Source organism: Polyangium sp. 15x6, from assembly GCF_029960785.1.
Taxonomy (GTDB): Bacteria; Myxococcota_A; Polyangia; order Polyangiales; family Polyangiaceae; genus Polyangium.
The window spans coordinates 84487-103785 of the sequence record NZ_JASBQE010000022.1 but is presented as its reverse complement, the minus strand read 5'-3'; the positions used below and the strand labels follow the sequence as shown (position 1 = coordinate 103785).

Genomic DNA, 19299 nt, shown 5'->3' with positions numbered 1-19299 from the left:
CTTGCTCGCGTGTTCGGATTGAGCTTCGGCGAGATGGTCATGGTCGTGCTCGTGGCCATCGTGGTGGTGGGCCCGCGGCACTTGCCGAGCATGATGCGGACGGCCGGTCAGTGGGTCACGCGCATCCGCCGCATGAGCACGGACCTCCGCGCGCAGAGCGGCATCGACCAGCTCCTCCGCGAGGAGGGCATCGACCGCAGCATCCAGGAGATCCGCGCGCTCTCGAACGTGAACGTGCTCGACGGCCTGGAGAGGCTCGCCGTCCCGACCGCCGCCAAGGCCGCCACGACCTCCCCCGCGGCCGCGACCGTGACGGCCGCCGCGGCGAGCGCGCCTCTGCCGAACGAGGAGAGGGTCGAGATCCTGCGCGAGCGCGAGTATCCGCTGGTCGGCTGCGACGCGTACGACGCGATGCCCGACGACGCGGCCCCGTACGTGGATGGACAGCCCGATCCCCTCGCCCACCATCCGCTGGGTGTCGTGGCGACCGACGATCCGACGAGCCGGGTCGTCACGAAGGAGCCGAGCGCGGCGTCATGAGTGATTCCAAGGCGAAGGCGGTCAAGGACGCGGCGCCCGCTCCGATCGAGGACGAAGAGGGCACTCCCATGACGTTCTGGGAGCACCTCGACGAGCTCCGCAAGCGCCTGGTCTACTGCTTCGTCGCGTTCCTGATCTGCTGCGTGCTCACCTGGGAGTACCGCGATCCGCTGCTCGACATCATCTCGCGGCCGTTCAAGGGCGCGTGGACGGCGCAGGGCCTGCCGAACCAGGCGACCTTGCACTTCGAGTCGCCCCAGGCCGCGTTCATCGCGTACTTCCAGCTCTCGCTGCTCGGCTCGATCGTGCTCAGCGCGCCGGTCATCTTCTACCAGCTCTGGGCCTTCGTCGCGCCCGGGCTCTACGCGCGCGAAAAACGCTTCGTGATCCCCTTCGTGCTCTCGGCGTCGGGGCTCTTCGTGGGCGGCTGTTATTTCGGCTGGCGCGTCGCCTTCCCCATCACGTTCAACTACTTCCTCGGCCTCTCCGGCACCGTCGGCGGCGGCCAGGGCGTGACGATCACGCCGACCATCATGATGGGCGAGTACATCGACTTCGTGACGCGGATGCTCCTCGCGTTCGGGATCGTCTTCGAGATCCCGCTGCTCATCCTGTTCCTGTCGCTCGCGGGCATCGTCAATTACTTGCAGCTCATAAAATTCGGCCGCTGGTTCGTCCTGCTCTCGTTCGTGATCGCCGCGGTCGTCACGCCGCCCGACATCACGAGCCAGATCGTGATGGCCGTGCCGATGCTGATCCTCTACGTGCTCTCGATCGGCCTCGCCTTCGTCTTCGGCAAGAAGCCGACGGAGGCCCAGCGCGAGGCGTACCGGAAGAGCAAACAGAAGACGGCGTAGAACATCGATCCGGTCGATACTCTAGTGCGCGCCCCTCGCGACGCGGCTTTGCATCGGCCGCATCGCGGCCGTTGCACCCGAGGTCCAGGGCTGTGCCCTGGTTCGGGTCCAGGGGCGAAGAGCCCCTGGTCGGGTCCGGGGTGAAACCCCGGCGAGACGGCTTCTCCTAATGGGCGTACGGCTCGCCGCGCAGGATCGTCATCGCGCGGTAGATCTGCTCCACGAGCACGAGCCGCGCGAGCCTGTGCGGGAACGTGAGCGTCGAGAGGCTCAGCCGATCGTGCGCGGCGCGCGACGTCTCCGGGGGGATGCCGTCGGCGCCGCCGATCAGGAACGAGACCACGCCCTTGCCGCGGGAGCCGGCGCGCTCGATCGTCCGGGCGAACGAGGGGCTGTCGAGCGCGCGTCCCATGACCTCGAGCGCGATCGTCGTCGAGCCCTCGGTCTTCTTCGCGAAGAGCTCGACGAGGCGCGCGGGCGGCGCATCTTCGAGCTCGATCTCGTCACAAGGCATGTACCGACGCACGCGACCGAGATAGTCGTCGAGCGCCGCGCGGAGCGGTTTGTCCTTCACGCGGCCCACGGCGACGACGACGATACGCATACGATCCGGCTCTACTCTTCCTCGCTCCGATCTTCCGCTTCGTCGTCACCGAACCCCTCGCCCGCGTCCGCCTGCGCGCGGTTCACCGGCGTCGAGGCAGGCCGCGCGCCCGGCTCGCCTTCGGGCACGGCCACCCGGCTCGCGTCCATCCACAGGCCCTCGATGTCGTAGAGCTGCCGCGCGTCCTCCTGGAAGACGTGCACGACGACGTCGCCGTAGTCGAGCAGCACCCACGTGGCCGCGGACATGCCCTCGACCGAGATCGGCGCGATCTTCTTCTTGCCGAGCTCCTCCTCGATCCCCTGGGCGATCGAGCCGACGTGCCGATCACTCCGGCCCGTCATGAGCACCAGGAAATCCGCGTAATCGACGCGCCCGCGCACGTCGAGGATCTCCACGCCGAGCGCCTTCTTGTCGAGGCCGGCGGTCGCCACCGCGACCGCGAGCTCGCGCGCCGGCGAGGCCGTCTCCGGAACGGGCGCCTTGCGTCCGGCCGCTCGCTTGGGCGCCGCGAGCGGCGCCTTCTTCACGCCGGGCGCGGGCTTGCCGCGGAGCTCGCCTTCCGACTTGCGCCGCGGCAGCCCCGGCCGCTTCGTGGTGGTCTTTGCAGCTCCGGACGCGCGCACGGCCTGCCCGCTCGCGTGCGAGGCGCGGAGCTTCGGCCGGGCCGACTTCTTCGCCGCCTTCACCGCCGCCTTCACCGTGGAAGGCGCCACGTGCGTGTCCCGCTCGCCCGAAGCCTCGCCCGGGTCCACGTCGCGCGCCGGACGCGCCGCGCCCGTCTTCGTCGTCTTCGTCGTCTTCGTCGCCGCTGTCTTGCTGCGAGCCGGCTTGGGCGACTCGCCCCCGCCGTCCGATCGCTTCTTCGTTGCCAAGTTTTACCTCACTCCGGGATTACCGAATTTGCCCCTCGCCGAAGACGATCCACTTCTTCGCGGTGAGGCTCTCGAGCCCCATCGCTCCATAGGCATGGAGCTTCGTCGTCGAGATGCCGATCTCCGCGCCGAGGCCGAGCTCGCCGCCGTCGTTGAAGCGCGTGGACGCGTTGACGATCACGCAGCTCGCGTCGACGCTCCGGGAGAAGCGCTGCGCCCGCTCGTAGCTCCGCGTGCAGATCGCCTCGGTGTGGTTCGAGCCGTACTGCGCGATGTGATCGAGCGCCTCGTCGAGCGAGCCGACGATCCGGACGGCGAGGATCGGGGCGAGGAACTCCTGCCCATAATCCTCGGCGGACGCGGGTTTGGCCGACGGGAGCACCGCGCGCGTGGCCTGATCGCCGCGGATCTCGAGCCCCTGCGCCGCGAGCTTTCCGACCCGCGGCAAGAAAGCGAGCGCCACGCTCTCGTGCACGAGCAAGCCCTCGAGCGCGTTGCAGACGCCGGGCCGGCTGAGCTTGCCGTTCTCCACGAGCCGGAGCGCCATGTTGAGATCGGCGCCCTCGTCGACGTAGAGGTGACAAACCCCCTTGTAGTGCTGGATGACCGGCACGCGGGCGTGCTCGGTCACGAAGCGGATGAGCCCCTCGCCGCCGCGCGGGATCACGAGATCGATCATCCCCGTGAGCCGCACGAGCTCGCGAATCCCCTCGCGATCGCCAGGCGGCACGATCTGCACGGCATCCGCAGGCAGACCGGCGGACGCGACCGCGGTCCGCACGAGCTCGCCGAGCGCCGCGTTCGATCGCGACGCTTCCTTGCCGCCGCGCAGGAGCACGGCGTTGCCGCTCTTCAAGCAGAGCGCGGCCGCGTCGACCGTGACGTTCGGACGCGCCTCGTAGATCATCGCGATGACGCCGAGCGGGATGCGCACCTGGCCCACGCTGAGGCCGTTCGGGCGCTGCTTCATGCCGAGCACCTCGCCCACGGGATCCTCGAACGAGGCGACCTGCATGACGGCCGCGGCGATGCCGAGGATGCGCTGTTCGTCGAGGATCAACCGATCGACGAGCGCAGTGGCGAGACCCGCGACGCGCGCGGCCTCGATGTCCTTGGCGTTCGCGAGGCGCAGAGGCGAGCCTTCGGCGGCCTGGGCGCGCAGCGCCTCCGCGATCGCGGCGAGCGCGCGATCCTTGGCCTCGCGCGACGCGGTCGAAAGCGTACGCGCGGCCTTTCGGGCGCGCTTTGCGAGCTCGACGAGCTCTTCGGTCTGGATTGCGGTGCTCTCCACGGCGTCGAAACCTAACGCGGCTGGCCTCACAAGGCCAAGGGCGTGCTAGCGTGGGCTCGTGTCGGCTCGCCCGCGCGGCATCCCCGCCTGGTTCCTCGTCCTGCCCTTGGCGCTGCCCATGGGGCTCGGTTGCGGCTCTCACGACGACGAGGGGCCGGCGAGCGCCGCGCCCGCAGCGACGATGATCCCGATGGGCGCGCCCGGCGCCGAGGGCGCCAAGTACGACCCGGCCCCGGAGGCGCCTCCTGCCAAACCCTCCGATCTGCGCCAGAAGATCGACGGCTCGTCGCCCGATACGCTCGCGCCCCCGAGCCCGTTCGGCCAGCCGCCCCAGAACGAGCTCGAGGGCCCCGCGACCCCGACGCCTCCGCCGCCGCCGAACATCAAGAAGAAGGGGACCAAGATATGAGGACCTGGTTCGTCCCCGCGCTCGCCTCGCTCGTCGTGTTCGCCGCGGGCGCGTGCTGCAGCCCGCCGAAGCCGAAGCCGCTGCCCGGAGGCCCGCCGCCCGAGTACGAGGCGCCGCGAAGCTTCGAGCTCCCCGGCACGCAGGCGCCGCCAGCCGAAGCGCCTGCCCCGGCCGATCCGCCGCCGCCTTGAGAGGGGGCTGTCACAGCGTAGCGCCGGGGTTTCACCCCGGACCCGACGAGGGGCTGTCCGCCCCTCGACCCGGACCAGGGCACAGCCCTGGACCTCTGGGCATCGACTGCGCGAAGCGCAGTCGATGCGGGGAAATGAGTTTGTAGCTATCCGCCCCCCTTCGCAGCGCACAGCCCTGGACCTCGGGTGCAAAGGCCGCGATGCGGTCGATGCAGAGGAGGGAGCGCTCGGGGAGCTCTTGCCAGGCGCCCTCGTGCGGGACCTCCGACGCAATGCGGACGACGTCCGCCTCGGAGGAGAGGTACAAGCTCCGGCCGAAGCGATGGGCATAAAGCACGTCCCCATCACTCAAAAGGAAATTGACGGCGCCGAACCGGGGCCTGTCCGTCGCGGCCTCGATGGCTTGGGCGATCGCGCGGTGGGTCAGGCCGCTCGGCGCGCGCCTGCTTCCGTGCGTGGCGCCGACCTCGTCGAGCGTGGTCATCAGGAATGCGAAGAACCGCTCGCTGTCCGTGTCCCCCGCGATTTCCCGCCTGCGCGATTGCGAAGTGCGCCGTTCGAGCCACGCGACGTCGGAAATGGTGCCGTTGTGCGCGAAGACCCAGGCGTCCCTGCGGAACGGATGGGTATTGTCGAGGCCGGTTTTTCCGACCGTGGCTTTGCGGACGTGGGCGAGGACGACACGCCCGCGGGCGTTCGAGGCCACGGCGCGAAAAGCCGGGTCCGCTTGGGCGCAGGTGGGGCTCTTGTGGATCGCCCAGGATTTCCCGTCATGGGCTGCGATCCCCCATCCATGCGGGTGCTCGGGCGAGAGCGCCGCGAGGCTTCTGGGGGCCGTGGCGAGGGGCTCGGGGTGAGGTTCGACGTGCCTCGAAACGACGCCGAAGAGGCGACACATCGGGGCAGGTTATAGCCGAGGGTGCGAGGACGGGCCAACTCGCACGGGAGAAACAGGTACGGACAGGCGCGCGCGGGTGGAGCGGGATCTGCTAGGATCCGCTGCGGCACCATGGACGCTGCTCGGAAGTTCGCGACGTACGAGGATCTGCTGGCTCTGCCCGAGGACCAGAAGGCCGAGATCATCGGGGGCAGCTTGGTGACGCTGCCGTCGCCGCGCCCGAGGCACTCGAATGTGCAGGGGACCCTGCGCGTGTTCATTGGGAAACCGTTCCACGACGACGACGGCTTCGGCGGCCCCGGCGGCTGGTGGATCTTCCTCGACGTAGATGTCGCGCTGGGCCGGCACGACATCGTGCGCCCGGACCTCGTCGGCGTCCGTCGCGAGCGGCTGCCCGATCCGGATGTCCTCCCGATTCCGGTCGTCCCCGACTGGATTTGCGAGGTGCTGTCGCCCTCGAACGAGCCGCACGATCGGGTGACCAAGAAAAACCTTTATGCACGCTACGGCGTGCGCTGGTACTGGATCGTGGATCCCGCGGCGCGCATTCTGGAGGTCTTCGAGCTGCGCGATGGTCTATGGGTGAACGTCGCGTCGTACGACGAGCACGCGACGGCGCGCGTCCCGCCCTTCGAGGCCGTCGAGCTGCCGATGGCGCGAATCTTCTTGCCGCGCCCGCCGAGCAGCGAAGCGACCTGACCGAGCCTCAAACGATCGTCATCGCCCCATCCGCCACGAAGCTCGCTCCGTGGCAATAACTCGAATCGTCCGACGCGAGGAACAGCGCGAGCTTCGCCATTTCTTCATTCGTAGCGACGCGCCTCGCCGGGATCATCTGCCGATAGCCCGCCCGCAACTCCTCGGCGTGGCCTGGGGCCATTTGCTCGGTGAACGACATCATCATGCGGTTGTCGACGCCGCCCGGGACCATCGCATTGACGCGGATGTTCTGGGGCGCGAGCTCCGCCGCCGCCGTGCGCACGAGCCCGAGCACCGCGGCCTTGCTCGCCGCATACGCGGCGCACCCCGGGAACGAGGTGATGGCCGCCGTCGACGACATCACCACGATGCTCCCCCCGCCCCGCTCCAGCATGCGAGGAATGACCTTTTGCATGCCGAGGAACGTCCCCCGCACGTGAATCGCATGAAGATCGTCGAGCACCGATACGTCGAGATCCACGATCGGCGCGACCTTCCCCTCGGCCCCCGCATTCGCGAAGAGGACGTCGACCCCGCCGAACGCCTGAATCGCCGCGTCGACGTACCGGTCCGTATCTTCGATCTTTCGGACGTCGGCCACGACAGCGCGCGTCCGCGCGGGATCACACCCTTCCGCGGCCTGCCGCAGCCGCTCCTCGTCGCGACCGACCAGGACGAGCTTGGCTCCCTCGCGCGAAAAAAGCGCGGCCGTCGCCGTCCCGATGCCCCCCGAAGCTCCCGTGATGATAGCAACCTTGTCTGTCAGCTTCCCCATGGCCGCGGCACGCTACCAATTCCCTCCCGGTTTTACCAGCGCGATGAGCGGCAAACCATCGCTTGTGGAGGACATCACGGCCGAGGAGCTGGGGCTTTTGCTTCGACCTCGAACCGCGCATCCCCCTCGAACACCCATTCCAGCGCGGAGCGTGTCGTCTCCGCGACCGGTCCATCGTATCGGTGCCCGACGTTCGCGCTTTTCGCAATCTTCGTCTCGACCCCAGCCTTCTCCAATCGCGATGCCGCCCACCGCGCATCCGCGGCGCACCCGCTCTGCGAGCACACGAACAGCACGCGCGCGCCCTCGATCTTCGCGAATGCGCTCACGACCTCGGGCTTCCAGGCCGCGTGTCCGCCCTCGATCAGGACGAGCCGCGGCGAACGCTCGGGGCGTCGTCCCGCGATGGCCACGCCCTGGATCGCGCCCAGCGAAAACCCCGCATGGACGACCGGTCCCGGATCGACGAAATCGGAGTATGCAGCAGAAAGCGCCGCGAGGCCGGCGTCGATCTCGCGCTCCAGCGCGGCATTGTTTTCGTACGTGAAACGCACGTCGTCGGGGGAAGGAGAATCCGGCCTGCGCACGCCGCGCGGGCAGAGGACGAAGACGTGATTCGCGCGAGCGCCGAGGAGCGAGCGCCAGACGTCGCATTGCCATTCGGGGCGGTCGTAATTGCCATGCGCCGCGATGATCACGGGCCTCTTGGATGTGGTGCCGAGGGGAAGCGAGACGACGGCAGCGGAATGGCCGGGAATGGGCAGATCGACGATGGCGGAGGCGGACGTGAGCGCGGGCGCGGGCGCGGGCGCGGACGAGGACGAGGACGCGAGCGCAGACACCGCGGCGGAAGCGGAAACGGGTACGGGCGCGGACGCGGCAGCGGGCGCGGACGCGGGTGGGCTTTCGCAAGCCGAGACCGTCGGCACACAGAAGAGCAACGCCACGAAGCCCGCGCGATCCATGCGAGCCCCAGCCTACACCGGGATGATACCCTCGCCCTCGTGATCCGGCCTGGCTCGCTCGTCCTCCCTGCCCTGCTCCTCGCCCTCCCCGCCTGCTCCCGCGGCGGCGACGCCCCGGCCGATCCCTCGCCGACCCCCGTCATCTCCTCCCGACCCGCGTCCCCACCCCGCCCCGCCAGCCCTGCCGAGCTCGCCCTCGTCGCCCCCCTCGCGCCCGGCAGCACACTCGACGGTTTTACCGTGCGCGAAATCCTCGCCGTTCAGGACGGCGTCCTCACCCTCGTTTGCGCAAAGGATCGCGCCGTCGTGCGCCTCTCCGTCGCGCTCGCCGCGGACGGCGGCCCCGCGCCGCCTGCGTTCGCCGGAAAGTACGCGGTTTTCTATTCGGCGCGCGGCAGCGATCCGGCGGACGGCGAGCGGCTCGCCAAGGCCCTCGCGGCCGTCCTGGAGAAACACCCCGACGTCCCCGTTCCGCCGGGGATGACTTCGTTCGTCCCGACGCCCATTCCCATCTAGCCGCTTCTCACCCTCTCCGGCTCGCCCCCTCCCGCGAAAAGTGCTAGCGCGGCGACCATGCTCACTGGCCGACGGGACCTCGTCCTGATCCTGGATTTCGGTTCGCAATACACCCAGCTCATCGCCCGCCGGATCCGCGAGGCCTCCGTGTACTGCGAGGTCTACCGCTACGACCTGCCGATCGAGCGCATCCGCGAGCTCGCCCCCCGCGGCATCATCCTCTCGGGCGGACCGTCGAGCGTCTACGGCGAAGGCGCCCCGCACATCTCTGCCGAGCTCTTCTCCGTCGGCATCCCGATCCTCGGCATCTGCTACGGCATGCAGCTCCTCTCGCACCTGCTCGGCGGCAAGGTCGAGCGCGGCACCGAGGGCGAGTACGGGCCGGCGCTGGTCCGCACGACCCGCGCCGCCGGCGTCTTCGGACGCTTCAACGACGGCGACGTCCTCGACGTCTGGATGAGCCACGGCGACAAGGTCGTCGAGCTCCCGCCGGGCTTCTCCACGCTCGGCACCACGGACACGACCCCGTTCGCCGCGATCGCCGACGACGAGCGCCACATCTACGGCCTGCAGTTCCACCCCGAGGTCGCGCACACGCGCCGCGGCAAGGACCTGCTCGAAGCGTTCCTCTTCGACGTCTGCGGCCTCGAGCCCACATGGACCCCGGCCTCGTTCGTCGAGGAGTCCGTCGAGGTGATCCGCCAGAAGGTCGGCCCCGACGCGAGCGCCGTGTGTGGCCTCTCGGGCGGCGTCGACTCCTCGGTCGCCGCGATCCTCTGTCACCGCGCGCTCGGCGATCGGCTCGTCTGCATCTTCGTCGACAACGGCCTGCTCCGAAAAGGCGAGGCCGAGCAGGTCGTGAAGATGTTCGGCGACCACTACCACCTCCGGCTCGTGCACGTCGACGCGCGCGCGCGCTTCCTCGACGCGCTCTCCGGCGTCACGGATCCCGAGCAGAAGCGCAAGACGATCGGCCGTGTCTTCATCGAGGTCTTCGAGGAGGAGGCGAAGAAAATCGAGGATTGCCGCTTCCTCGTGCAGGGCACGCTCTACCCGGACGTGATCGAGAGCGTCTCGGCGAAGGGCCCGAGCGCGGTGATCAAGAGCCACCACAACGTCGGCGGCTTGCCCGAGCGCATGAAGCTCGGCCTCGTCGAGCCTCTGCGTGAGCTCTTCAAGGACGAGGTACGCGCGGTCGGCGCGACGATGGGCATCCCGCACCACCTGCTCTGGCGGCATCCCTTCCCCGGCCCGGGCCTCGCGGTGCGTTGCCTCGGCCCGCTCACGGAGGAGCGCTTGCAAGTCCTGCGCGAGGCCGACGCGATCTTCGAGGAGGAGATCCGCGAGGCGGGGCTCTACGACAAGATCTGGCAGAGCTTCTGCGTGCTCTTGCCCGTGCGCACCGTCGGCGTGATGGGCGACGAGCGCACGTACGACGAGGTGATCGCGCTCCGCGCCGTGGAGTCGAAGGACGGCATGACGGCCGACTGGGCGCGGATCCCGCACGAGGTGCTCGGACGAACGAGCGCGCGGATCATCAACGAGGTCCGCGGCGTCAACCGCGTCGTGTACGATGTCTCGTCGAAGCCTCCGGCCACGATCGAATGGGAATGATGCAAACGAGCGCGAAACGCGGGGCCCTCGCGGCCCTCGTCGGGTGGTCCCTCCTCGCAGCCGCGTGCGCGCCGAGCGCGCCGGCCACGGTCTCCTTGCGGGTGAAGGGCAACGCCCCGGACGCGTCGGTCACGATCGACGACATGTACATCGGGGCGCTCGCGTTCGTGGCGAAGCGCGGCGTCGCCCTGCCCCCGGGCAAGCACCGGATCACCGTGGAGAAGCCGGGCTTTTTCCCCTGGGACAAGCTCGTCGAGGCCCGCGAGGGGGATCCGCCGATCCGCCTCGAGGTGGACCTCGTGAAAATCCCCGACTGATCCGGCTTGTCCGGGCAAGAAGGACTTGACTCTGCGGGATGTTTCGCTACCGTCCCGCGCTCCCCGAGGACAGACATGGCGAATACCCCGAAGTGGAACATCCGGTTGCGGCACGAGTGGCTCTCCACGCCGCTGAAGAAGAAGCGGATCAAGCGCGGCCAGAAGGCGCGTATTGGCCTGCTGGACGCCGAGGCGCGGAAGAAGACCAAGGCCGAGAAGGCCCCGAAGACCGAACAGGCGTCCTGACCGGACGTTCGGCCCCCTCGCCGGCACGCGCCGAAAGGCGCGTACGCTGATCCGAGACGAAAAGGCGTCAACCTCGCCCACAACGGGAGGGGTCGACGCCTTTTTCCGTCCGTAAGGCTTCGCCTTTTGGCATGCTGGCGCAGCACGACGCACCCGCGTCGGGGTTCTAGATGAACGATACCAGCGAGGCCCTGCGTGAATCCGAGGAGCGTTACCGCACGCTCTTCGAACAGGCGCCCGTCGGCGTGTTCCTGTACGACCGGGATCTCCGGCTCACCACGTGGAACGCGCGCTTCGTACAGCTCCTCCAGACGACGAACGAGCGGCTCACGTCCTTCGACATGCACGGGCTGCGCGACCGCACCGTGCTGCCCTCGATCGAGCGTGCCCTCGAAGGCGAGTCGAGCACGTACGAGGGCCGCTACCAGGCGACCACGAGCGACGCCGTCGTGTGGGTCTCGATGCGCCTTTGCCCGCTCCGGAACGCGAGCGGCGTCGTCATCGGCGGCATGGGCGTGGTCGAGGACCTCACGGGTCGAAACCAAGCCCTCGCCGCGCTGCGCGAGAGCGAGCAGCGCCACGCGCTCTACGTCAAGCGCAGCCCCCTTGGCGTGATCGTGTGGAACACGCGCTTCGAGGTGCTCGAGTGGAACCCGTCGGCGACGCGGATCTTCGGCTACACCGAGGAGGAGGCCATCGGCAAGCGCGAGCCGGGCTTCATCGTGCCCGACAGCGCCTGGCCGTTCGTCAGCGCGCTGTGGGACGGGCTCCTCCAGCAGACGGGTGTCGAGCGGAGCCGCAACGAAAACCGACGGAAGGACGGACGGATCATCTGCTGCGAGTGGTCCGCCGCGGCGCTCGTCGACGCGCAGGGCGTGGTGATCGGCGTCGCGGCCCTCGTCGAGGACGTGACCGAGAAGCAAGCCGCCGAGGAAGCGCTGAAGCGATCGGAGGCGAGGTTCCGCGCGCTGATCGAGCGCGCGCCCGACGCCATCGGCGTGGTGCGTCAAGGCCGGTGGATCTACGCGAACCCGGCGCTCGTCACGTACCTCGGCTACGAGCGCGCGGGCGAGTTCATCGGGCGCCTCGCGCGGGACTCGGTGCACCCCGACGATCGCCCCACGCAGGACCAACACCACACCGAGCTCGAGCGCGGCACGTCGGTCTCGCCGCAGGAGTACCGGCTGCTCCGTCGTGATGGATCCGTCGTGCACGCGGAGGTCGTGAGCCTGGACGTCGACTACGACGGCGCGCCGGCGATCGTCGGCATCGCGCGTGATCTGACCGAGCGCAAGCAGATGCAAGCGCGCCTCGTGCAAGCCGAGCGCATGGCCGCGGTCGGCACGCTCGCGGCCGGGGTGGCGCACGAGATCAACAGCCCCCTCGCCTACGTGCTCACGCAGCTCACGGTGGCGACCGCGGAGGCGCTGCCCGCGCTGAAGCAACGCGTCGAAGCCCTCGAGCGCGCCGCGGATCTCATGCCGGGCGACATCACGCAGCTCGCCGTCGAGATCGAAGCGACAATCGACGGCGCGCGCGAGGCGGCCGAGCGCATGCGCAGCATCGTGCGCGACTTGCGAACGTTCTCCCGCGCGGACGACGGCGAGATCGCGCCGACCGACGTGCGCCGCGTGCTCGACGCGTCGCTCAACATGGTCTTCGGCGAGATCCGCCACCGCGCGCGCCTCGTGAAGGAGTACGACGACGTGCCGCTCGTCGACGCCAACGAAGCGCGGCTCGGCCAGGTCTTCGTGAACTTGCTCGTCAACGCGGCGCAGGCGCTGCCCGAAGGAAACGCGGCGGCCAACCTGATCCGCCTGCGCACCTACGTCGGCGACGCGGGACGCGTGGTCGTCGAGGTGATGGACTCGGGGCCTGGCATCCCCGACGACGTCAAAGCGAAGATTTTCGATCCCTTCTTCACGACGAAGCCCGCGGGGGTGGGCACGGGCCTCGGGCTGTGGATCTGCCAGGGAATCGTCACGCGCCTCGGTGGCACGATCGAGCTAGCATCGAGGCCCGGCGAGACGATCTTTCGTGTCGTACTTCCGCCCGGCGCCGCGGCCGGAAAACCCGTCGACGGCGCGCGCGCGATCCGCGCCGACGAGCCGAACCTCGCCCAGAAGCCACCCATGAAGCCGAAGCCCCCCGAGGCCAAGCCCCGCCGCGGCCGCGTGCTCGTGATCGACGACGAGGCGCCGCTCGCGAACGCGCTCAAGATGTTCCTCGCCGACGAGCACGACGTCGTGGTCTCGACGAGCGGCCGTGATGCGCTCGCGCTGCTCGAAAAGGACCCGTCGTTCGACGCGATCCTCTGCGACCTGATGATGCCCGACGTCACGGGCGTGGACGTGCACGAGGCGCTACGCCAGCGCGCGCCGGACGTCGCCGCGCGCCTCGTTTTCGTGACGGGCGGCGCGTTCACGCCGCGCATGCGCGCGTTCCTCGAAGAGGTTCGAAACCCGCAGCTCGAGAAGCCGTTCGACCTCCCGAAGCTACGCGCCCTGCTACGTCAACTGGTCTCGGCGCGCTAGCTCAACGCGGCCCGCGCGACGCGAACCAGTCGCGGTAGTGCTGGTACAGCGTCGCGTACCGCACGTACGTGTCGCGATCCGCCGCGAACCGCCGCTGCCAGGCCTCGGTCTCGGTCGTGTGCGCCGTGTCCGTGAGCCCGTACTTCGCGCGGATCTCGCCGAGCGCCGCGGGATTCACCGCGATCTCCGCGGCGAACGCCGCATACCGTTCGAGGCTGAGCTGCGGGCCCGAGGCGACCGCCGGGAAGCCCGCGAGCGTCATCGGCTGCGGCACCGTCGGCGGCATGGGAACGGGCGTCGGGCGCTGCGAGTACGACGAGCTCGACACCGGCGCCCCCGTGCTCGCAGGTCCAGCCGCGGCCGGCGCTCCGGGCGCCGGCGGATATCCGTACCCCGCGGGCTGCGGCGGGGGCTGCGGCTGCGGCGGGGCCGCGCCGATCGGCTTGGGAGGCGGCGCGGGCGGCGGAAGGGCCGCGGCCATCATGCCAGGCGACGACGGCTTGGGAGGAGGCGCGGGCGGCGGAAGCGGGGCGGCCTGGAACGGCAGCGCGGGCCTGCTGGGCGTCGCCGGCACGGGCTGCGTCTGCCGCGCCGGAAGCGGATCGGGAATCGTGGCGACGCGCGGTCGCATCGGCGGCGTGTGCTCGTCCGGCGGCGCCTTCGCGCCTGGCGCGCTCTCTCGCGGCGGCGGCGGCGGCCCCTTCACGGCAGGCGCCAGCGGCGTCGCCCCCTCGCCTGCTGCTGCGGCTGCGGCGGCCCTCCGCGCGCGGAGCCTCGCGAGAAGCTGCTCCGGATCGGCCGTCGGCAACATGGGCACGGTGTCCATGAGCCCGAGCGGCACCGAGTGCGGGCGCTGCGGCGTCGGCTCGTCCTCGCCGCCACCGGCTGCGGCGCGCGCCTTTCGGGCCTCGATGGCCCGCGACCGCGCTTCGAAGGCTGCCTTGTAGCGCGCCTCGAGCGCGTTGCGTGTCGCCTCTGGCTCGCGCGACATGCGCTCCATCCAGGCGTTGCGGCTCACGCCCCATGCCTCGGCGGAGAGCGCCTCGATGCGCAAAACCTCCTCGAGGGGCGTCCCAGCCTCGACCTCCGCACATAACGCGGCGAATCGTTCGAGCTCGATTTCCGGTTCCATCACGTCGGGGCGCCCGTGAGCGCTCGGCAGACCATACGCCGGCCGCGGTCGGAGGTCGAGAGCGCCGCGCGACGTTTCAGCACGTTGCCGACGACTGGGCTTGCCCTTCGTCCGTCAAACCGTGGTACTAAGCGAGGTAGAAACGATGAACTCGAGTCTCCGCACCTTTCTCGGTCTTGCCCTCTTCGTCGCCCCCCTCTCGGCGGGCTGTGCCTCTCGCACGGCGCCCTTCGATCAGATGGACCAGGCGCAAATCACTGTGCTGCGCCTGACCGCGCCGCCGCCGCCCGTCGCCGCGACGCCGGCGACGCCGGGCGCGCTCCCGGGCATCCCGGGGCTGCCCATCCCGCCCGAGATGCAGGCTGCGGGACAGCAGCTCCTCCAGGGCCTGAGTCAGGCGGCTCCGGGCCTCATCCCGCCGGGCCTCATCCCCGGCCAGACGCAGCAGCCGGCGCCCGCGCAGCAGCAGGTCCCGCTCTGGAACGGCCTCGCGATCGTGGCCCAGACGCCCGTCACGAACGAGGACATGAAGAACGACCTCCTCGACCTCTTCGGCGACGAGGACAGCTTCCAGGCCGGCGCGAACAATTGCACGACGGCGCCCGGCATGGGCGTCTCGTTCGTTCGCCCGGGCCAGCCGAACGTCGACCTCGTGGTGTTCTTCACCTGCTCCAAGGCCGCCGGCGTCACGCCCTTCACGCTCCCCTACGGCAAGGACATGCTCACGGGCGAGTCGCACCAGAAGCTGAGCCAGATCTACCAGGCTCTCTTCGGCATGGCCGTTCCGCCCGGCTCCTGATCTCCACGCCCCCCGAGGGCCTCGATCCTGCGAGGCCCTCCGCACACGCCCCCTCGGCACGCCCTGATCGTCGGAAACGCCTCGAACGGCTCTTTCACGCGTTCGTGGCGGGGAAAGCGGCCTGGATGCTAGGATGGCGCATCGGCGCCGTGTTCACGGCGTTCGCTGGGCCTTCCGATGACCCAACAAGAGACGCTCTCCCCAGGGATGGTGCTCGGCCGCTACGAGCTGCTCCTGCCGATCGCACAGGGAGGCATGGCCACGGTCTGGGCCGCGCGGCAGAAGGGCTCGCGTGGGTTTCAGAAGACGGTGGCCATCAAGACGATGCTCCCGTCGCTCTCGGACGACCCGCAGTTCGAGCAGATGTTCCTCGACGAGGCCTCGCTCGCGGCGCGCATCCATCACCCGAACGTCGCGGAGATCCTCGACGTCGGCGAGCAGGACGAGACGATCTACATCGTCATGGAGTGGGTGGACGGCGAGGCGCTCAGCGTCATCACGAAGACCGCCAAGCGTAGCAACGTCCCCGTGCCGCAGCGCATCGCGCTCCGCATCGTCCGCCAGGCCTGCGCGGGCCTGCACGCCGCGCACGAGCTGCGCGACGACAGCGATCAGCTCCTCAACCTGGTGCACCGCGACGTCTCGCCGCAGAACATCCTCGTCTCGTACGACGGCATCGTGAAGCTCGTCGATTTCGGCGTCGCGAAAGCCCTCGGCCGCGCGGGCGGCGAGACGACGGCAGGGCAGCTCAAGGGCAAAGTGCCGTACATGTCGCCCGAGCAGGCCCTCGGGCAGAAGATCGATCGGCGCACCGACGTCTTCGCGATGGGCATCGTTCTCTACCGGCTCACGACGGGCCTGCACCCGTTCCTCGGCGAGAACGATCTCGCGACGATGAAGAACATCATCTCGCGCCCGCTGCTCCCGCCGCGCATGAAAAACCCGAGCTTCCCCGTCGAGCTCGAGCGCGTGCTGCTCACCTGCTTGAAGAAGGATCCGAACGAGCGCTACCAGACGATGCTGGAGCTCGACGCGGCCCTCGAGCGTGTCCTCGCCTTGTCCGGCGCATCGGTCGTCGATGACGACATCGGCGCGTTCACGCGCTCGGTGATGGGCGATCGGGGCCAGAAGCGACGCGCCGAGCTGCGTGACGCCGTGCGCGCCGCCGACGAGCGCGCCGCGGGCATCGCGATGTCGCCGGGCGCCGCGCAGCCGCACGTGCACGAGGCGGTCTCGGACATCGCGATCACGCGCATGAACTCGGCGCTCACGAGCTTCCCGACGAGCATGCCGCGGAACTCCTCGACCTCGATCATCCCGCCGTCGCCCGAATCGTACGCGGGCGGAGCGATGTCGGGTTCGCTCGTGCCGTCGACGCCGCCGCAAAAGAACACGCGCGCGGGGCTCTTCATGGCCGTCGGCGCGGTGGCCGCGCTCTCGCTCGCGGGCACGTTCATGTTCCTGCGCACCACGATGGGGCCACGCGCGGCGGCCGGAAACGCCGCGGGAAACGTGGCGCCCACGCCGCCGAGCCCGCCCGCCCCCACGCAAGCCGCGACGCCCGTGGCCGTGCAGACCGGCGCGGCCCCAGAGTCCTCGGCGAGCACGGGCGGAGGCACGGTCCTCGACATCAACGATCTCCCGTCCGCAGACGCGGACCCCCAAGCGACGACGAAACGCGACGACAAACCCGCGGGCACGACGAAAGGCACGGGCGCGACGAAGCCCGCAGCCACGGCGACCGCAAAGCCCACCGGGGCACCGGCGAGCACGACGTGGGTACCCAAAGTCACGGATCCCGGCTTCTGAGCAAGGGCACGACGCCCCACTGGCTCCGCGATCTCGCGGTGGTCGGCCTCTGCGCCGCCATCGTCGTGATCGGATCCGCCGCGCGCAGCGAGGACGAAGGCGCGACCGCGAAGAACACGGAGACGTCCGAGGGCGCCGAAGGCACGCTCACGATGTCGCCGCTTCCGAGCGGCGCGCCTGGCAAGCCCGCGGCGCTCGTCTCGGAGGCCGCGCCTCGTAGCGGCTGCGATTTCCCGGACAACGGCTTCGGCGACTACCTCGGCTGGCGACCGCTCCCGCTCGGCCGCATGCTCGTCCCTTCGAGCCTCACCGTCCCGCCCGACGGCGGCTTCGATCTGCTCGTCCACTTCCACGGCACCGAGCCCATCCGCAAGCAGCTCGCGCCCCTCGGCCTCGGCCTCGTGATCGCCGGCCTCGACACGGGCACGCTGTCGAGCGGCTACAAGAGCACATTCGAATCCGAAGGCACGTTCGACGCGATGCTCTCGGCGATCAGCCGCGAGGTCGCGCTCGCCACGAAAAACCCTGCCGCGCGCCCGCGCAGCATCGTCCTCTCGTCGTGGAGCGCGGGCTACGGCGCGATCTCGCGGATCCTCGCGGGAGGTCGCGACGACGTCGACGCCGTCATCCTGCTCGACTCGCTCTACGCGAGCTACACGTCCGGCGCCAAGATGCCCGATCCCACCGAGCTCGCGCCCTTCTCGTCCTTCGCGCGCGCCGCGGCGAACGGCGGCCCTCTCCTCTTCGTCACGCACACGGCCGTCCCCACGCCCGACTACGCCTCCACGCTCGAGACGGGCACGTTCCTCCTGCGCGAGATCGGCGCCGACGTCCCGGCCACGCCGCCCGCGCAGGATCCCTTCGGCCTCTCGCGCGCCCACGATCAGAACCACTTCTTCCTCCGCGGATACGCGGGCTCGGACGGCGACGCGCACTGCGGCCAGCTCCGGCTCCTGCCCGACATCCTGCGTGATCACGTCCTGCCCGCGTCTCGCCCGTAGGAGCTCCTCGGCCTTGGCCACACCTCGCTCTTCGCCGCTCTACCACGACGACTCGAAGCTCTTCTCGTTCCGCGGCGTCGTCATCGCCCACGAGACCCACGCTGGCCGCCCGAGCGTGCTGCTCGATCGCACCGCGTTTTACCCCGAGTCCGGCGGGCAGATGGCCGATCGCGGCCGCCTCGACGAAGCCGCCGTCGTCGACGTGCAGGTCGACGACGAGGGACGCATCCATCACGTGCTCGAAGGCCCACTACCCGCGATCGGCGCCGAAGTCTCGGGCTCGATCGACAAGCCGCGCCGCCTCGTCCACATGGCGCAGCACACCGGCCAGCACATGCTCTCGCGCGCGCTCGCCGACGTGGCCCGCGCCGAGACCGTCTCCTCGCGCCTCGGCGAGAGCGCGTGCACGATCGACCTCGACGTCGCCGCCCTCGACGAGCGCGCCGTCGCCGAGGCCGAGGCCCTCGTCAACGCCGTCATCGACGACGACGCGCCCATCCGCGCGTTTTTCCCTTCCGAGGACGAGCTCCGCGCGCTCCCGCTGCGACGGCAGCCCAAGGTGCACGAGAACGTGCGTGTCGTCGCGATCGGCGACTTCGACGTCTCGCCCTGCGGCGGCACGCACTGCACGAACACCGCGCAGGTCGGCTTCGTTCGCATCGACGGGCTCGAGCGGTACAAGGGCAAGATGCGCGTCACCTTCTCCGCGGGCGTGCGGGCCCGGACGAAGCTCTCCCGCGAGGCGGACGTCGTGCGCGCGCTCGCCCGCGAGCTCACCTGCGGCCCGGAGGACGTGCCCGCGGGCATCGAGAAGCTGCGCCGCGAGCTCGACGAGGCGCGTCAGGCGCTCGGGCGCGTGCGGGGACGCGTGGCCGGTGCGATCGCCGAGGCGCTCGTGAAGGAAACGCGGGCGCGTGGCGAGCGGGCGGTGATCGGCGTCATCGAGGATGCTTCGCTCGACCTCGTGCGCGCGGTGGCCGGGCGCATCACGGCCGAGGGGGATCTCGTCGCGCTGCTCGCGGGCGAGGCCGACGGAGGCACGATCGTGCTCGCGGCGCGCGGCCCCTCGAGCGACTTCGACTGCGGCGCCTTCCTGAAGCGCGCGGCGACCGCGGCGGGCGGGCGCGGCGGCGGCAGGCCCGAGCGCGCCGAGGGCCGCTTGCCCGCGGGGATCGACTGGAAGACGATCGCGGCCGCGACGCTCGCCGGCCTCGGACGCTGACCACA

General features: G+C 70.0%; 21 protein-coding genes. 14 read left to right on the top strand and 7 right to left on the bottom strand.

Annotation, left to right across the window (positions count from 1 at the left end; all coding sequences use genetic code 11):
- Positions 1-9: 9 nt before the first annotated feature.
- Both tatB and tatC read left to right on the top strand, forming a co-directional pair.
- Complete coding sequence (gene tatB / locus QHF83_RS18480; protein WP_282419182.1) at positions 10-540, top strand: Sec-independent protein translocase protein TatB; 531 nt, start codon at positions 10-12, stop codon at positions 538-540.
- Positions 537-1397: a twin-arginine translocase subunit TatC gene (gene tatC / locus QHF83_RS18475; RefSeq protein ID WP_282419181.1), complete on the top strand. Its 861-nt coding sequence runs from the start codon at positions 537-539 to the stop codon at positions 1395-1397. Before tatB ends, tatC begins: the two co-directional genes overlap by 4 nt.
- 166 nt (positions 1398-1563) lie before the next feature.
- Here tatC and QHF83_RS18470 read toward each other — a convergent pair whose 3' ends face one another.
- From QHF83_RS18470 to QHF83_RS18460, 3 genes are read right to left on the bottom strand one after another with little or no spacing between them, the layout of a single operon-like run.
- Positions 1564-2001 carry a 23S rRNA (pseudouridine(1915)-N(3))-methyltransferase RlmH gene (locus QHF83_RS18470; RefSeq protein ID WP_282419180.1) on the bottom strand — a complete coding sequence of 146 codons (438 nt, stop codon included), beginning with the start codon at positions 1999-2001 and terminating at the stop codon, positions 1564-1566.
- A gap of 11 nt (positions 2002-2012) precedes the next feature.
- Complete coding sequence (gene rsfS, locus QHF83_RS18465; RefSeq protein WP_282419179.1) at positions 2013-2876, bottom strand: ribosome silencing factor; 864 nt, start codon at positions 2874-2876, stop codon at positions 2013-2015.
- Between the two features lie 19 nt (positions 2877-2895).
- A complete protein-coding gene (locus tag QHF83_RS18460; RefSeq protein ID WP_282419178.1) occupies positions 2896-4167 on the bottom strand; it encodes a glutamate-5-semialdehyde dehydrogenase in 1272 nt (423 codons plus the stop codon).
- Between the two features lie 58 nt (positions 4168-4225).
- Between QHF83_RS18460 and QHF83_RS18455 the strand changes: the two genes are divergently transcribed.
- Positions 4226-4576: a hypothetical protein gene (locus QHF83_RS18455; RefSeq protein ID WP_282419177.1), complete on the top strand. Its 351-nt coding sequence runs from the start codon at positions 4226-4228 to the stop codon at positions 4574-4576.
- On the top strand, positions 4573-4767 hold the full coding sequence (locus QHF83_RS18450; protein ID WP_282419176.1) for a hypothetical protein: 195 nt from the start codon (positions 4573-4575) through the stop codon (positions 4765-4767). The genes QHF83_RS18455 and QHF83_RS18450 overlap by 4 nt, the downstream gene beginning before the upstream one ends.
- Positions 4768-4798: 31 nt before the next feature.
- On the opposite strand, the gene QHF83_RS18445 is transcribed toward QHF83_RS18450, so the two are convergent.
- Positions 4799-5665: a class II glutamine amidotransferase gene (locus QHF83_RS18445; protein ID WP_282419175.1), complete on the bottom strand. Its 867-nt coding sequence runs from the start codon at positions 5663-5665 to the stop codon at positions 4799-4801.
- 111 nt (positions 5666-5776) lie between these two features.
- On the opposite strand from QHF83_RS18445, the gene QHF83_RS18440 reads away from it, so the two are divergent.
- A complete protein-coding gene (locus tag QHF83_RS18440; RefSeq protein WP_282419174.1) occupies positions 5777-6364 on the top strand; it encodes a Uma2 family endonuclease in 588 nt (195 codons plus the stop codon).
- 7 nt (positions 6365-6371) lie between these two features.
- Here the strand turns inward: QHF83_RS18440 and QHF83_RS18435 are convergent, their stop codons facing one another.
- Together QHF83_RS18435 and QHF83_RS18430 are read right to left on the bottom strand one after the other, a co-directional pair.
- Positions 6372-7139, bottom strand: coding sequence for a glucose 1-dehydrogenase (locus QHF83_RS18435; protein ID WP_282419173.1), 768 nt, complete (start codon positions 7137-7139; stop codon positions 6372-6374).
- A 74-nt stretch (positions 7140-7213) separates the two neighbouring features.
- On the bottom strand, positions 7214-8104 hold the full coding sequence (locus tag QHF83_RS18430) for a hypothetical protein (RefSeq protein ID WP_282419172.1): 891 nt from the start codon (positions 8102-8104) through the stop codon (positions 7214-7216).
- 39 nt (positions 8105-8143) lie between these two features.
- Between QHF83_RS18430 and QHF83_RS18425 the strand changes: the two genes are divergently transcribed.
- The 5 genes from QHF83_RS18425 to QHF83_RS18405 all read left to right on the top strand — a co-directional run bounded on the left by QHF83_RS18425 (position 8144) and on the right by QHF83_RS18405 (position 13331).
- Entirely contained in the window at positions 8144-8620 is a 477-nt protein-coding gene (locus QHF83_RS18425; protein WP_282419171.1) for a hypothetical protein, read from the top strand.
- A gap of 57 nt (positions 8621-8677) precedes the next feature.
- Positions 8678-10234: a glutamine-hydrolyzing GMP synthase gene (guaA, locus tag QHF83_RS18420; RefSeq protein WP_282419170.1), complete on the top strand. Its 1557-nt coding sequence runs from the start codon at positions 8678-8680 to the stop codon at positions 10232-10234.
- Positions 10234-10551 (top strand): PEGA domain-containing protein, encoded by a 318-nt coding sequence (locus QHF83_RS18415; protein ID WP_282419169.1) that lies wholly within the window; start codon positions 10234-10236, stop codon positions 10549-10551. The genes guaA and QHF83_RS18415 overlap by 1 nt, the downstream gene beginning before the upstream one ends.
- A 75-nt stretch (positions 10552-10626) precedes the next feature.
- Positions 10627-10797 carry a hypothetical protein gene (locus tag QHF83_RS18410; RefSeq protein WP_272424098.1) on the top strand — a complete coding sequence of 57 codons (171 nt, stop codon included), beginning with the start codon at positions 10627-10629 and terminating at the stop codon, positions 10795-10797.
- A 170-nt stretch (positions 10798-10967) separates the two neighbouring features.
- Positions 10968-13331: a PAS domain S-box protein gene (locus QHF83_RS18405; RefSeq protein WP_282419168.1), complete on the top strand. Its 2364-nt coding sequence runs from the start codon at positions 10968-10970 to the stop codon at positions 13329-13331.
- A 1-nt stretch (position 13332) separates the two neighbouring features.
- On the opposite strand, the gene QHF83_RS18400 is transcribed toward QHF83_RS18405, so the two are convergent.
- Positions 13333-14466: a hypothetical protein gene (locus QHF83_RS18400; RefSeq protein WP_282419167.1), complete on the bottom strand. Its 1134-nt coding sequence runs from the start codon at positions 14464-14466 to the stop codon at positions 13333-13335.
- 142 nt (positions 14467-14608) lie between these two features.
- On the opposite strand from QHF83_RS18400, the gene QHF83_RS18395 reads away from it, so the two are divergent.
- The 4 genes from QHF83_RS18395 to QHF83_RS18380 all read left to right on the top strand — a co-directional run bounded on the left by QHF83_RS18395 (position 14609) and on the right by QHF83_RS18380 (position 19294).
- Positions 14609-15262, top strand: a complete 654-nt coding sequence (locus QHF83_RS18395) for a hypothetical protein (protein WP_282419166.1) — start codon at positions 14609-14611, stop codon at positions 15260-15262.
- A gap of 177 nt (positions 15263-15439) precedes the next feature.
- Positions 15440-17071 carry a serine/threonine-protein kinase gene (locus QHF83_RS18390; protein ID WP_282419165.1) on the top strand — a complete coding sequence of 544 codons (1632 nt, stop codon included), beginning with the start codon at positions 15440-15442 and terminating at the stop codon, positions 17069-17071.
- Positions 17038-18072 carry a hypothetical protein gene (locus QHF83_RS18385; protein ID WP_282419164.1) on the top strand — a complete coding sequence of 345 codons (1035 nt, stop codon included), beginning with the start codon at positions 17038-17040 and terminating at the stop codon, positions 18070-18072. Before QHF83_RS18390 ends, QHF83_RS18385 begins: the two co-directional genes overlap by 34 nt.
- A 13-nt stretch (positions 18073-18085) precedes the next feature.
- Complete coding sequence (locus QHF83_RS18380) at positions 18086-19294, top strand: alanyl-tRNA editing protein (RefSeq protein ID WP_282419163.1); 1209 nt, start codon at positions 18086-18088, stop codon at positions 19292-19294.
- Positions 19295-19299 lie beyond the last annotated feature (5 nt).